The following is a 15,138-nucleotide window of genomic DNA, read 5'->3' as shown; positions in this document are numbered from 1 at the left end:
GCCCAAGGATAGGTGCCGCCCCGCGCCGCACCCCCACTGACGCGCGGCCCACCACGCCAAAGTGGACCGAGACCGCCGTGGTCGGCGGTTTCGGTCCACTTTGTGGAGCGGGTGCTGCGGGTCAGGCCTTGAACCGCGGGAACGCGGCGGCGCCGGCGTAGCGGGCGGCCTCGTCGAGGTCCTCCTCGATGCGCAGCAGCTGGTTGTACTTCGCGACGCGCTCGGTACGGGCCGGGGCGCCGGTCTTGATCTGGCCGCAGCCGAGGGCGACGGCGAGGTCGGCGATCGTGACGTCCTCGGTCTCGCCGGAGCGGTGGCTCATCATGGTGGTGTAGCCGCTGCGGTGGGCGAGGGTGACAGCGTCGATGGTCTCGGTGAGCGAGCCGATCTGGTTCACCTTCACCAGCAGCGCGTTCGCCGTCTTGGTGTCGATGCCCTTCTGCAGGCGGGTCACGTTGGTGACGAACAGGTCGTCACCGACGAGCTGGACCTTGTCGCCGAGTTCGTCGGTGATGGTCTTCCAGCCGTCCCAGTCGTCCTCGTTCAGCGGGTCCTCGATCGAGACCAGCGGGTACTTCGCGACCAGGTCGACGTAGTAGGCGGTCATCTCGGCGGCGGTCTTCTTGCCACCCTCGAAGTTGTAGGTCCCGTCCTCGTTGTAGAACTCGGACGCGGCCACGTCGAGCGCCAGCGCCACGTCCTTGCCCGGGGTGAAGCCGGCCTTGCCGATCGCCTCGAGGATCAGGTCGAGCGCGGCGGCGTTGCTCTCCAGGTTCGGCGCGAAGCCGCCCTCGTCGCCCAGGCCGGTGGCGAGGCCACGACCCTTCAGCACGGCCTTCAGCGCGTGGTACACGCCGGCGCCCATCTCGAGGGCCTCGGCGAAGGTCGCCGCGCCGATCGGGGCGATCATGAACTCCTGGATGTCGACGTTGGAGTCGGCGTGGGAGCCACCGTTGAGGATGTTCATCATCGGGACCGGCAGCACGTTCGCGGTCGGGCCGCCGATGTAGCGGTAGAGCGGCAGGCCGGCCGAATCGGCGGCGGCGTGCGCCACCGCGAGCGAGACGCCCAGGATGGCGTTCGCGCCGAGCTTGCCCTTGTTGTCGGTGCCGTCGAGCTCGATCATGGCCTGGTCGAGCAGGCGCTGCTCGTCAGCCTCCATGCCGATGACCTCGGGGGCGATCTGCTCGATGACGTTCTCGACGGCCTTCAGCACACCCTTGCCGCCGTAGTGCGCGGCATCGCCGTCACGCAGCTCGACAGCCTCGAACGCACCGGTGGACGCACCGGAGGGAACCGCAGCGCGGCCCTCGGCGCCGTCGTCGAGCACGACCTGAACCTCCACAGTGGGGTTGCCGCGCGAATCGAGGATCTGACGGGCGTCAACGAATTCGATACTTGCCACTATTCATGCCTTTCCGACGGTGTGGTCTTCGGTGCTAACCCTACCGGCCGGGGCCCCCGGAGGATGACGGGAGGGCGAAGGTGGAAGGGGCCGTCCACGCCTCGGACGGACGCTTCGGGCCTCGGTGGACGCGGGGCTCAGGTGCCGGCCGGCCCGGTCGTGTCGACGGGGGTCGCGCCGCCCTCGTGGTCGCGGACGCCGGCCTCGAGCCTGCGCAGTGCCGCGCGTGCCTCCTGCTCCGGGTCGAGGCCGAGGGCCTCGGCGCGCGCCACCAGGCGCAGGAATTCGTCACCCAGCCCCTCGGCCCCCACGGCGGACGCGGTGAGGCCCAGGTGCGCCGGATCGATCCCGTGGCTGCGGGCCCGCACGAGCACCTTGTGTGCGCGCGTCAGTGCCGAGAGCCGCTCGGGAATCCCGTCGAGGGCAGAGGCGCGGTCCTTCTCCACCGCCTTCGCCCGTTCCCACGAGCCGATGAGGTCCGAGGGCACCTGGGTGCCGGAGAACACGTAGGGGTGCCGCGCGACGAGCTTGTCCGCGATGCGGCCGGCGACGTCCTCGATGTCGAAGCGGCCGGTCTCCGCGGCGATCTCCGCGTGGAAGACCACCTGGAGCAGCAGGTCTCCCAATTCCTCGGTGAGGTGGTCGTCGTCGCCGTCCTCGATCGCCTCGACGACCTCGAGGGTCTCCTCGACGAGGTAGCGGACGAGCGAGGCGTGGGTCTGCTCGGCGTCCCACGGGCAGCCGGACCGGAGGCGGTGCATCACCGCCACGAGCCGGCCGAGTTCGCTCACCCCTGGGCGAGCGGGGCGACGCTGGAGATCGAGCCGCTGCCGCCGTCGACGAAGGCGCCCTGCTTGGCGTCCCAGACGCCGATCCTCGGGTTCACCTGGACGGGGGTGGACGCGACCTGTTCGGCGTAGGCGGCGTGGCCGGACTCGGTGCCCAGGATGGCCTGCGCGTCGACGAGGTCGGAGATGAACGTGGTCAGCGCCGGGTTCTTGGCGAAGGTGGCCAGCGAGGGGTTGGCGGCGTGGACGGCGGCCCGCTGCGCGTCGGTGACGACGATCTTCGCCTTCTCCGCACCCGTCCTGGCGAGCTTCGACACGATCACGAACTGCACGACGGGCTTGGCGAAGGCCGAACCCGTGTCGGTCGGGTCGTCGGTGACCTCGGCCAGCGCCGCGGCCATCGTGTCGACGTCGGCCTGGCTGATCCGGGTGTCGCCGACGTAGGCGGCAGCGGTCGGGCTGGGGGTGGTGCATCCAGTGAGGGCGAGCACTCCCACCGTGGCCAGGGCCGCAAGCTTCTTCATGTTGCCATCCAATCGAGGTTCTGCCGTCGGTGATCCTACCGGCTGCCGGCGGGCGTGAAGACGTCGGCCATGACCTTGGCCGCCCACGCCAGCAGCGCCGCGTCGGTGACCGGCTGGCCGCCGATCGGACGCGTCATCGGGCGCGGCACCAGCACGACGTTCTGCGCCTTGCGCAGCTGCGAGCCCGGGTGGAGGCGGGCCAGTCGCAGCTGTGCGGACTCGGGCAGGTCGGCCGGCGCGAACCGGATCATCGAGCCCTGCGCCACAACCTCGTGGATGCCGTGGCGACGTGCCTGGAGGCGGAACGCCGCGACGGCCAGCAGCGCCTCCGCCGGCGGGGGCGGGGGGCCGTAGCGGTCGACGAGCTCGTCGCGGACGGCCGCGATGTCGGCGTCGGAGGTGACGGCGGCCAGCCGCTTGTACATCTCCAGCCGGAGCCGCTCGGACTCGACGTACTCCGCCGGGAGGTGGGCGTCCACCGGCAGCTCGATCTTCATCTCCGGCTCGGGCTCCGCGTCCTCGCCTCGGTAGTCGGCGACCGCCTCGCCGACCAGCCGGATGTACAGGTCGAAGCCGACCTCGGCGATGTGGCCGGACTGCTCGCCGCCGAGAAGGTTGCCGGCCCCACGGATCTCGAGGTCCTTCATCGCGATCGCCATGCCGGCGCCCAGGTCGGTGTGCGCGGCCATGGTGGCCAGGCGGTCGTGGGCGGTCTCGGTGAGCGGCTTCTCCGGCGGGTAGAGGAAGTAGGCGTACCCGCGCTCCCGGCTCCGGCCGACGCGCCCGCGCAACTGGTGGAGCTGGGAGAGCCCGAGCAGGTCGGCCCGCTCGATGAGCAGGGTGTTCGCTGTGGAGATGTCGAGGCCGGCCTCGACGATCGTGGTGCAGACCAGCACGTCGGAGCGCCGCTCCCAGAAGTCGACCATCACCTGCTCGAGCGCGTGCTCGTTCATCTGGCCGTGGGCGACCGCCACCCGCGCCTCTGGCACCAGTTCCGCGAGCTGGGACGCCGTCTTCTCGATCGTCTGCACGCGGTTGTGGATGAAGAACGCCTGGCCCTCGCGGGCGAGTTCGCGGCGGATCGCCGCCCGCACCTGGTTGGCGTCGTAGGGGCCGGCGAAGGTCAGGACGGGGTGACGCTCCTCGGGCGGGGTGGCGATGACGCTCATCTCGCGGATGCCGGTGATGGCCATCTCCAGGGTCCGCGGGATCGGCGTGGCCGACATCGACAGCACGTCGACGTTGAGCCGGAGCTTCTTCAGCTGCTCCTTGTGCTCGACGCCGAAACGCTGTTCCTCGTCGATGATCACCAGGCCCAGGTCCTTGAAGGTCACGTCGTTGGCCAGCAGTCCGTGGGTGCCGACGACGACGTCGACCGAGCCGTCCGCGAGCCCGGCGATCACCTTCTTCTTGTCGGCCGGGCTGGAGAACCGGCTGAGCGCCGACACCGTCACAGGGAAGCCGGCGTACCGGTCGGCGAAGGTGGCGTGGTGCTGTTGCACCAGCAGCGTCGTGGGCACCAGCACGGCCACCTGCTTGCCGTCCATCACCGCCTTGAAGGCCGCGCGCACCGCGATCTCCGTCTTGCCGTAGCCCACGTCGCCGCAGATCAGCCGGTCCATCGGCACGACCTGCTCCATGTCGCGCTTGACCTCGCTGATGGCCGCCAGCTGGTCGGGGGTCTCGACGTAGGCGAACGCGTCCTCCAGCTCGCCCTGCCAGACCGTGTCCGGGCCGAAGGCGTGCCCGCGGGACGCCTGCCGGGCGGCGTACAGCTTGATCAGCTCGGCCGCGATCTGGCGGACGGCCTTGCGGGCACGCGACTTGCGCTTGGCCCAGTCCGCTCCGCCCAGCTTGTCCAGCGTCGGGCTCTCCCCGCCCACGTAGCGGGTGACCAGGTGCAGCTGGTCCATCGGCACGTACAGCCGGTCGCCGGGCTGGCCGCGCTTGGACGGCGCGTAGTCGACCACCAGGTACTCCCGCGTCGCGCCGGCGACGGTGCGCTGCACCATCTCGACGTAGCGCCCCACGCCGTGGGTCTCGTGCACCACCGGGTCGCCGGGGGCGAGCTCCAGCGGGTCGATCTGGTTCTTGCGCCGGGCCGGCATCTTCCGCGACGCCTTGTCTGCCTCGCGCTGGCCGGAGAGGTCGCCGGCGGTGAACAGGTCGAGCCCGATCGCGGGCAGGCTGAAGCCGTGCCGCAGCTCTGCGCGGACGACCGTTACCAGGCCGGCCGGCGGCGCACCGGTCAGCGCCTCGGGGCGGGACGCAGGGATGTCGGCACCGGAGAGGATCTCGACCATGCGCGCGGCGAGGCCGCTGGAGTCGGCGACGAGGACCGTGTGGTGGCCCGCGGCCACCGCCGCCCGGATGGTGGCGACCGCCGCCTCGGTGTCGCCGCGCCACACCGGCGCCTCCCCCGCCTCCACGATCCGGCTGGGTACGGCGGAGACGTCGGCGGCGGTGAGGCCGGCCGGGCCGTCGTCCGCGCCGACCCCCTCACCGGAACTGAACGGCGACAGGCTCCACCACGCCTGCCCCAGCGCCAGCGCGTGCGCCCGGACGTCGGCGAGAGTGCGGTAGGCGGACGCACCCAGGTCGATCGGCGCCCGGCCACCCTCCGCTGCGGCCGCCCAGGACGCCCGCAGGAACTCCTCGCTGGTGACCACGAGTTCGTGGGCGCGGGCGCGGATGCGCTCGGGGTCGGACAGCAGCACCAGCGTGTCGTCGGGCAGCACGTCGACGAGCAGCTCGAGGCCGTCCACCAGGACCGGCGCGAGCGACTCCATGCCGTCGACCGCATGGCCGTTGGCGATGCGCTCGAACAGCTCGCCGAGGTTGCCCGGCGCGTTCGCGTGCTCGCGGGCGAGGGCCGCTGCCCGCGACTTCACGTCCTCGGTGATCAGCAGCTCGCGGCACGGGGACGCGACGACCTCGGGCAGCGTGGCGTCGAACGAGCGCTGGTCGGCGACGGCGAACGGCCGGATCTCCTCGACGGTGTCGCCGAAGAAGTCGATCCGCACCGGGTGCTCGAGCGTCGGCGGGAACAGGTCGATGATGCCGCCACGGACGCAGAACTCCCCGCGGCGCTCCACCAGGTCGACGCGCAGGTACGCCGCGTCCACCAGGCCCCGGGCCACCTCGTCGAGGTCGTAGTCGTCCCCCGCCACCAGCCGGACGGGCAGCAGGTCGCCCAGTCCCGTCACCTGCGGCTGGAGCACGGACCGGACCGGCGCGACGACCACCCGCGGCGCCGGCAGGGGGTCGTTGCCCGCCAGCCGCCGCAGCACGGCGAGACGGCGCCCGACCGTGTCCGAGCGCGGGCTGAGGCGCTCGTGCGGCAGTGTCTCCCAGGCCGGGTAGTAGGCCACCTCGTCCTCGCCGAGCAGGGAGGTCAGCGCGGCGGTGGCCGCCTCCGCCTCGCGGAACGTCGAGGTGACCAGGAGCAGCGGCCGCCGCGTCTGCCCGGCGAGCGCGGCGACGAACAGCGGCCGGACGGCCTCGGGCAGGGTCAGGTCGAGCGCCGGCAGGCGTCCGGTGCGGGCGTCCGCGATGGCCTCGGCCAGAACCGGCTCGCTGCCGACGAGGTCCACCAGGCCGCTCAGCATCACCGCATCACCATACCCAGCCCCACCGACAGCCGGTGACCGCCCGGACACCGGTCCGGACCCTCAGCCCGCGTGGTGCAGGACGGGGGCCAGCGCAGCGGCGACCCGGCCCGACCGGAGGCTCCCGACCGCGTCTCGATCGGCGTCTGCCCTCCCCAGGCCGTAGGCCGCGGCCAGCGGAGCGAGCGCCCCCACCGCGCCGTCGGTGGCGGTGAGCGGCAGCCCCGGACAGGCCCGCGCCAGCCCCGTCAGGTCGGTGAGGTTGCCGTGCGCGGCGGCGAACGCGCGGGTCACCACCACCTGCGGCGTGCGGTTGGCCGCGCTCGGCGCGCCGAGGGCGAGCGACCGTTCGGCCGCCACCGTCGCGGCAGCGCGCACCTGTCCCGCCGTCCCGGTGGACGGCAGGAGGGCGCCCAGCGTCCCGGCCAGGTCGGGCAGTTCGACCAGCGCCACGTCGCCGGCCCTGTCGCGGGAGACCGTGGTGACGGCCTCCGCCGTGCCGGCCGCCGTGGTGGAGACCGCATGGCCCTGGCGTTCCAGCGCGGCCGCGTAATAGGCACCGACCGCGTCACCCAGCGGCGAGGCGGGCACCAGGAGATGGTAGGAGCGGGCGTCGGCGGTGCCGGACGGGCCGGGCGGCGTGGCCCCCGGCCGGCGGCCGGCCACCGCCCGTGCCGCTGCCCTGGGAATGTCGCTCACCGCAGCCTGTACGGCCACGGCGCGGGCGTCCACGTCCCTCGCCTCCAGGATGCCGTCCAGCCCGGCGTCGGTGAGGGACCGGGACGCGACGTCCAGCGGCTCCAGCCAGTCCGGGGACCCTGCCTTGCTGCTGATCACGGGGAGCCAGACCTTCGCCGACAGCACCCCGCGGTCGTCGGCGAGAGTCGTGGTGGCCGCGCCCGCGACCGGCGGGCACGCCGCTGCGGGGTCGGTGCCCGCGCAGCCCGCCGTCCCCAGTGACGCCGCGACGAGCACCACCGCGACGACCGGCCCCCACGTCCTCATGCCTCGCGCCTCCTCCGCCACGCCAGGAGCAGCACGCCGCCACCCAGGAGCGCGAGGGCCGCGGCGGTGAGGCCACCCACCTCCGCACCGGTGTGGGCGAGCGAGCCGTCGCCGTCGCTCTCGCTGTCGATCGCGGTCTCCTGCGGCGGCACGTACGCCCTCGCCTGCGCCGTGACGGGGTTCCCGCACGAGTCGCTGATCCGGTAGGTCGCCCAGCTCGCCCAGCCGCTGAAGTCGTCGGTCGGTGTGAACGTCAGGGTGCCGGCGGCGTCCACCGTCCAGTAGCCCTCGCCGGGCACGTCCAGGATCGTGAGTTCCTCCGCGGGGTCCGCGCCCAGCAGCACCAGGGAGGCGGGATCCAGCGAGCAGCCGGTGCCGCCGCTGTCGTTGCCGAGCACGCTCACCACGACCGGGGCGCCGGGCGTCGTGCCCCGCACCTGGTCCGCGCTCGCGGCCGGGCCGGAGCCGATCAGCGCAGCGACGAGGCCGTGCGCCACCTCGCCGTTGGTGTCGGACACCGCGTAGGCGACCGGGGTGGCGTCGCCGCTGAACCCGGCCTCCGGCGTGAAGGTGACCGAACCGTCGGGGTTCACCGTCCAGGTGCCCTCACCGGGCACCACCAGCGTCCGGCCGCCGTCGGTCGCGTCCGGCGAGGTCAGCACCACGCTGGACGGCACCAGGGGCGCCGAGTCGTCGCCAGGCAGGTCGTTGGCGAGGACGTCGATCGTCACCGGCGTGTGGAAGGGCGCCGAGCCGCTGTCTCCGGCCGCCTCGGGCCGGACCGGCGTGACCGTGACCGTGAGGTCCGCGGTGGCCGTGTTGCCGAAGCTGTCGGTGATCCGGTAGCCGGCCGGGGTGGTCGTACCGGTGAAGCCGGGCTCCGGGTCGAAGGACGCCTCCCCGGTCGCCGGGTCGATCGTCCAGCTGCCCTCGCCGTCGACCACCAGCGCGTGGCCGCCGTCGGTGGCCGCGGGGGCGGTCAACACGACCGAGCCTGCGACCAGGCTCCCCGTCGTGCCCGCGCCGTCGTCACCGGGGGTGTCGTTGCACGGCGGGCACAGCGTCACCGTCACGTTCTGGAGCGTGGTGGCCGCGTCGTCGGCGGCCACGGTGGGCGCACCGACGCTGACCTCGACACCCGCCGTCGCGGTGTGGCCGAAGCTGTCGGTCACCGCATAGGTCGCCGATGTCGTCGCGCCGCGGAACCCGGGCTCGGGGTCGAAGGTCACCGCACCGGTGCCGGGATCGATCGTCCAGGTGCCCTCACCGGGCACCACCAGGGTGTGGCCGCCGTCGGACGCCCCCGGGTCGGTGAACGCCACCGAGGTCGCGTCCAGCGTGCCCGGGGTGTCGGCGCCGTCGTCACCGGCGGTGTCGTTGCCGAGCGGGTCGAGCGTCACCGGGGTGTCGTGGGGCGTGGACGCCGCGTCGTCGACCGCGACCGGCGGGGTGCCGACGCTGACGGTGAGCGTGGCCTCCGCCGTGGTGCCGTTGGCGTCGGCGACCCGGTAGGTGACCGGGGTCGCCACCCCGGAGAAGCGCGGCTCGGGGGTGAAGGTGATCGTGCCGTCGGGGTTCACCTCGTAGCTGCCCTCGCCGGCCACCGCAAGTCGCGTACCCCCGTCGGTGGCGGCGAGGTCGACCAGCACGACGCTGCCCGGCACCAGGGGGGCGCTGGCGGCGCCCGCCGCGTCGTTGCCCAGCACCGGCACGGTCACCGGGCTGCGGAACGGCGTCGTGGCTGCGTCGGCGGCGGCGGCGGGCGTGACCGGGGCGACCGTCACGGTCTCCAGGGCGGTGGCGGTGTTGCCGAAGCCGTCGCGGAACGTGTAGCCCACGGGCGTGGTCGTGCCGGTGAACGACGGCTCGGGGGTGAAGGTCACCGCGCCGGAGATCGGGTCGGCCGTCCAGGTGCCCTCCCCCGGCACGGCCAGGGTGCGCCCGCCGTCCGTGGCGGAGGCGGAGGTGAAGAGGACGGACGACGGGTCGAGCGACCCGGGGGTGCCCGCGCCGTTGTCACCGGCCACGTCGTTGGCCAGCGGGTCGAGCGTGACCGGGACGCCCTGCGGCGTGGTCGCGCTGTCGTCCGCGGCGACCGGCGGGAGGCCGACCGTGACCACCAGGCGCGCGGAGCCGACCTGGCCCAGCTCGTCCGAGACCTGGTAGTCCACGCCGCCGGAGACGCCGGAGAACCCGGCCGCGGGGGTGAAGCTGATCGTGCCGTCCGGGTTCACCTGGTAGGTGCCCTCGCCGGCCACGGCCAGCGTGGTGCCGCCGTTGACCGCGGAGGGGTCGGTGAGGACGACGCTGCCCGGCAGCAGCACCGCGAGCCCGCCCGCGGTGTCGTTGGCGAGCACGGACGTGGTGACTGTCGTCCGGTACGGGGTGTGCTGGGCGTCATCGGCGACCGCCGGTGCGGGCGGCGGGGTGACCGTGATCGTGAGCGTCGAGACGGCGGCGGTGCCGTTGCCGTCGAGCACCCGGTAGGCGACCGGGGAGGCGACGCCGGTGAACCCTGTGACGGGGGTGAAGGTCGCCGTGCCGTCCGCGGCCAGGGCGTAGGTGCCCTGGCCGGGCACGACGAGCGTGCGCCCGCCGTCGGTGGCGTCCGCAGAGGTGAACGCGGCGGTCGCGGGCACCAGCGGGGCGGACGGCGCGCCGGCGGCGTCGTTGCCCAGCAGGGCGACGTCCACCGGCGTGCGGTACGGGGTGGTCGCCGCATCGGCGGTCGCGACCGGGACGACCGGGGTGACGGTGATGGCGATCCGGGCGCCGGTCGTGGTCCCGAAGCTGTCGGTCACCTCGTAGTCGACGGGGGCCGCGGCTCCGGTGAACGCCGGCTCCGGGTCGAAGGTGACCCGGCCGGTCGCCGCGTCGGCGGTCCAGGTGCCCTCACCGGGCACGACGAGGGTCCGTCCGCCGTCGGTCGCGTCGGCGGAGGCGAACACCACCGACGCGGGGTCGAGCGTCCCGGCCCCGCCGTCACCGTCGGTGCCGGGGGTGTCGTTGCCCAGCGGGTCGAGCGTGACGTCGACGTTCTGGGAGGTGGTGCCGGCGTCGTCGGACGCGGACGGCGGGCCCCCCACGGTGACCGTGAGCGTGGCGGTGGCCGGCGTGCCGTTGGCGTCCCGGACCTGGTAGGCGATGCTCGCCGGGCCGAAGAAGCCGTCGGCGGGAACGAACCGGACGGCGCCGCCCGGCTCCACCGTCCAGGTGCCCTGGCCGGCCACCACGAGCGTCCTGCCCGCGTCGGTGGCACCGGGGGTGGTGATCACGACGGTGCCCGGCACCAGCGGCGCCGAGGTCGCGCCTGCCATGTCGTTGGCCAGCACCGGCGTGGTGACGGGCGTGGCGTACGGCGTCCGGGCGGTGTCATCCTCCGCAGCCGGGGTGATCGCCGCAACGGTGATGGTGAGCGTCGAGTCGGCCGCGTGGCCGAAGCCGTCGGTCACGCGGTACGCCACGGGCGTGGTCGTGCCGGTGAAGGCAGGCTCGGGGTCGAAGGTCGCCGTCCCGGTGGCCGGGTCGATGCGGTAGGTGCCCTCGCCGGGCACCACGAGGGTGCGGCCGGCGTCGGTCGCCGCAGCGGCGGTGAACACCACGCTCGACGCGGTGAGCGTGCCGGGATGGCCGGCACCGTCGGTACCCGGGGTGTCGTTGTCGAGCAGACCCACGTCGACGGTCACGTCCTGCGGCGTCGAGCCGAGGTCGGGGTTGGCCACGGGCGGCTGGCCCACGGTGACGGCCAGGCTGGCGGCCGCCGTCGTCCCGTTGGCGTCGGCGACGCGGTAGCCCACCGGCGTCGCCGGCCCGGAGAAGCCGTCCTCCGGGGTGAAGGTGATGCTGCCGTCGGCGTTCACCGTCCAGGCGCCCTCACCGGCGACCACGAGGGTCCTGCCGCCGTCGGTCGCCGACGGCGAGTCCAGCACGACGCTGCCCGGAACGAGCGGCGCCGAGGGCGCGCCCGCGGTGTCGTTGCCGGCGACGTCGATGGTCACCGGCGTCCGGAACGGGGTGTGGCCGGCGTCGTCCGACGCGGCCGGGGTGACGGGCGTGACCGTGATGGTCAGCGTCGAGGAGGCGGTGTTGCCGAAGCTGTCGGCCACCCGGTACCCGACAGCGGTCACCGTGCCGGTGAAGCCCGGCTCCGGCGTGAAGGTCACCAGGCCGGTGAGCAGGCCGACGGTCCAGGTGCCCTCGCCGGGCACGACGAGGGTCCGGCCGCCGTCGGTCGCGGCGGGCGAGGTGAGCACCACGGAGCTCGCCACCAGCGTGCCGGAGACCGGACCGCCGGAGCCGGCGCCGTCGTTGGTGAGCGGGTCGAGCGTGACCGGGACGTTCTGCGGCGTGGTGCCCGCGTCGGGCGTCGCGGTGGGCGGCGTGCCGACCGTCACGGCCAGCGACGCGGACGCGGTGCTGCCGTTGGCGTCGCCGACCCGGTAGGTCACCGGCGTCGCGGGCCCGGAGAAGCCCGCGACCGGCGTGAAGGTGACCGTGGCGTCGGCCGCGGCGGTCCAGGTGCCCTCACCGGCGACCACGAGGGTCCTGCCGCCGTCGGTCGCGGCCGAGGAGATGAACACCAGGCTCGCCGGATCGAGCGGGGCGGACGGGTCGCCCGCCGCGTCGTTGTCGAGCGGGAAGAGGTCGACGGGCGTGAGGTACGGCGTCAGCGCCGCGTCGTCGGTCGCCGCGGGGTGCACCGCCGTGACGGTGATCGCGATCGTCGAGGCCGCTGACCGGCCGAGGTCGTCCGACACGCGGTAGGCGACGGGGGTCGCGGGGCCGCTGAAGGACGCCGCCGGGTCGAAGGTCACCAGGCCGGTGGAGGGGTCGATCGTGTAGGTGCCCTCACCCGGCACCAGCAGCGTCCGGCCACCGTTGGTCGCGGACGGCGCGGTGAACACCGCGCTCGAGGGGACGAGCGTCGCCCCGCCGTTCGCGGTGTCGTTGGCGAGGGGGTCCAGCTGGACGTCCACGTTCTGGAGGGTGGTCGCGGTGTCCGGCGCGGCCGCCGGGGCCGGCGGGGCGTTCACCGTCACGGTCAGCGTGGCGGTGTCGGTGCTGCCGTTGGCGTCGGCGAGGCGGTAGCCCACAGGGGTGGCCGGCCCGGCGAAGCCGGCGGCCGGGGTGAAGGTCGCTGCGCCGGTGGCCGGGTCGATCGTGTAGGTGCCCTCTCCGGGGACGACCAGGCTGCGACCGCCGTCGGTCGCCGACGGCGAGGTGAGGACAACGCTGCCGGGCACCAGCGGCGCGGAGGACGCGCCGGCGGTGTCGTTGTCGAGCAGTCCGACGGTGACCGGGGTCAGGTACGGCGTGGCGGCGGCATCGTCCTTCGCGTCCGGAGTCACGGGGGTGACGGTGATCGCGATGGTCGAGGTGGCGGAATGGCCCAGGGAGTCGGTGACCCGGTAGGTGACCGGCGTCGCCGCCCCGGTGAAGGCCGGCTCGGGGTCGAAGGTGACCACGCCGGTGGTGGGGTTCGCGGTGTAGGTGCCCTGGCCGGCCACGACGAGCGTCCGGCCGCCGTCGGTCGCGTCCGCGGAGGTGAACACCACGGAGGTGGCGTCGAGCGTGCCGGCGCTGCCGCCGCCGGTGCTGCCGGGCGTGTCATTGCCCAGCGGTGCCACATCGATGGTCACGTTCTGCGGCGTGGTGCCGGCGTCCGGCACGGCGACGGGCAGGGTGCCCAGCTCCACGGAGACGGACGGGGTCGAGGACGGGTCGACCGCCGGCGTCCCGGCGACGCTGCCCCCGGTCGGGGCCGCGGTGTTGTCGACCGTGCCCGCGACCACGTCCGCGGCCGTCACGGTGTAGGCGTCCGCGGTGCAGGACGCGCTGGCGCCGGGGGTGAGCGTGGTGGGGCTGCAGGTGACGCCGGAGAGCTTCGGGTCGTCGACACCGACACCGGTCACGACGACGTTGCCGGTGTTGGTGACGGTGAAGGTGTAGGCGATGGTGTCACCGGCGACGTACGGGCTGCCGCCGGCGGCCTTGACGATCTTCAGCATCGGCGTGCGCGGGATCGTGACCGTCCTGGTGTCGGTGTCGGTGACCGACCCCGCCGCACCCTCGCCGCTGGGCGGCGTGGCGGCGACCGACGCCGTGTTCGCGACCGAGCCGGTCTCGACGTCCGACTGCAGGACGGTGTACGCGCTCGCCGGGGCGCAGGTGGTGGAGGCGCCCGGCGCCAGCGACGTGGCGGCGCAGGTGATCGGCGTCGACCCCAGCAGGGGGTCGGTGACGGCGATGCCGGCCAGCGGCCGGTTGCCCGTGTTGGTGACGGTGAAGGAGTAGCTGATGGTGTCCCCGGCCCGGGTGGGGCTGCCGGAGGCGTTCTTGGTGATCTCGATCCTCGGGTTCTTCACCTCGTTGGTGAAGGTGCAGGCCAGCGTGGCTCCCTGGCCGGTGGCCACCGTGTCGGGCGTCGTGAACGTCCCGGTGGTTCCCGTGCCGGAGGCGATGACGGAGTCGTCCGCCTCGTCGACACAGGACCACGTGGAGACGTAGTTGCCGAGGTCCGCACCGTTGGCGGCCGTCTCTGCGATGGTGTAGGTCGTGTTCGGCAGCACCACCGCGGCGGACACCTGCTCGTTCTGGAGGCCGGTGGCCGGGGTCGCGGCCACGGCGGTGACGGGCGCGCTGAAGCTGCCGCCGGACAGGCTCAGGGTGAACCGGTCCGTGGGGTTCTCGCGGTCGACCACCCGCTTGCGCACGGCGTCCACGATCGTCGGGTTGGCGCACGATCCGAGATCGGTGAAGCCCACCGACGTGGTGGAGGTGCTGATCGCGTCGCCCGTGGTCGGATTCGACTTGTAGAGCCGGGTTCCGCCCTGGGTGTAGAGGTGGCCGCTGGAGCCGAACGCGACGCCGGGGAAGGTCGTGGTGGCGCTGCCCGCATCGAGGTACACCATGCGGACGGGGGTCTGGCTGCCGCCCGCGGCCACCTGCGCCGCGGTGAAGGTCAGCAGCTGGTTGTCGTAGGCGGTGCTGTCGGTCGAGACCACCAGGTACATCCGGCCCCTGCTGTCGAACACGAAGTCCGTGCCCACGCTCGCGTTCCCGGTGGACGCGGTGTAGGTGAGGGTCGGGCTCGCGAAGTTCACCGTCGACGCCGCAGAGGAGACGTCGACCTTGTAGAAGCTGAACACCCGCTTGGTGTTGTCACCGGTGGGCGCCGACACCGCCGAGAACCAGTAGTCGCCCGTCACCGGGTTGAAGCTGCCGCCGGGGATGCCGGCCGAGGGGGTGAGCCCGGTGAGGGTCTTGAACACCCCGGCGGTCCCGTACTTGTAGAGCGACGCCTGGCCGGCGGCGGTCGCGGGGTTGGTGATCGCGTACGCGGCGTTGCCGTTCCTGGCGATCGCCAGCGCGTTCACCGACGCGGGGAAACTGCCCACCGTCGTGCTGGCCCCCGTGCCCGCGTCGATCCGGTACAGGTTCGTCGTGGTGCCGTTGCTGGAGTACGTGCCGTAGATGACGTTGGCGCCACAGGTGAAGTCGCCGTCCGCCGCGGACGCCGGCGTCAGCGCCGCCGGGCCGAGCGCGAGACCGCCGGCGGCGAGCATCAGGCTGAGCGCGGCGGACAGGGAGCGGCGGGCGGCGCGGGCGGAGAGCCCTGCCGTGGCGCGTCCAGAAGTGGCCATCGTCTGCTTTCGGCGGGGCCCCCTGGTGCGCGTACGACCACAGGGCCAACCGCCAAGACCCCTCTCCCGGCTGACCCTGCCGAAACAATAGGGGACGGAGTCGCGATATTTCTCCTCAATTCAGTCACCCTTTGGGGGACATTTTGTGAAATGTCCCCCAAAGGG

The 15,138-nt window shown here is 73.5% G+C and carries 6 protein-coding genes; all 6 read right to left on the bottom strand.

The window, feature by feature from the left end; translation table 11 throughout:
* Positions 1 to 121: 121 nt before the first annotated feature.
* A complete protein-coding gene (gene eno / locus ACFQQJ_RS15155; RefSeq protein ID WP_377107735.1) occupies positions 122 to 1,405 on the bottom strand; it encodes a phosphopyruvate hydratase in 1,284 nt (427 codons plus the stop codon).
* 137 nt (positions 1,406 to 1,542) lie between these two features.
* Positions 1,543 to 2,166: a MazG family protein gene (locus ACFQQJ_RS15150; protein WP_377108028.1), complete on the bottom strand. Its 624-nt coding sequence runs from the start codon at positions 2,164 to 2,166 to the stop codon at positions 1,543 to 1,545.
* A gap of 26 nt (positions 2,167 to 2,192) precedes the next feature.
* Positions 2,193 to 2,717: a hypothetical protein gene (locus tag ACFQQJ_RS15145; protein WP_377107733.1), complete on the bottom strand. Its 525-nt coding sequence runs from the start codon at positions 2,715 to 2,717 to the stop codon at positions 2,193 to 2,195.
* Between the two features lie 35 nt (positions 2,718 to 2,752).
* A complete protein-coding gene (mfd, locus tag ACFQQJ_RS15140) occupies positions 2,753 to 6,325 on the bottom strand; it encodes a transcription-repair coupling factor (protein WP_377108027.1) in 3,573 nt (1,190 codons plus the stop codon).
* A 63-nt stretch (positions 6,326 to 6,388) separates the two neighbouring features.
* Positions 6,389 to 7,330 carry a hypothetical protein gene (locus ACFQQJ_RS15135; protein ID WP_377107731.1) on the bottom strand — a complete coding sequence of 314 codons (942 nt, stop codon included), beginning with the start codon at positions 7,328 to 7,330 and terminating at the stop codon, positions 6,389 to 6,391.
* Positions 7,327 to 14,973, bottom strand: a complete 7,647-nt coding sequence (locus ACFQQJ_RS15130; RefSeq protein ID WP_377107729.1) for an Ig-like domain-containing protein — start codon at positions 14,971 to 14,973, stop codon at positions 7,327 to 7,329. Before ACFQQJ_RS15130 ends, ACFQQJ_RS15135 begins: the two co-directional genes overlap by 4 nt.
* Between the last annotated feature and the right edge of the window lie 165 nt (positions 14,974 to 15,138).

The sequence above is a fragment of the Propionicimonas sp. T2.31MG-18 genome (assembly GCF_964266745.1).
GTDB lineage: Bacteria > Actinomycetota > Actinomycetes > Propionibacteriales > Propionibacteriaceae > Propionicimonas.
Note: the sequence above shows the minus strand (reverse complement) of the source record. Positions and strands in the feature narration are given on the sequence as shown.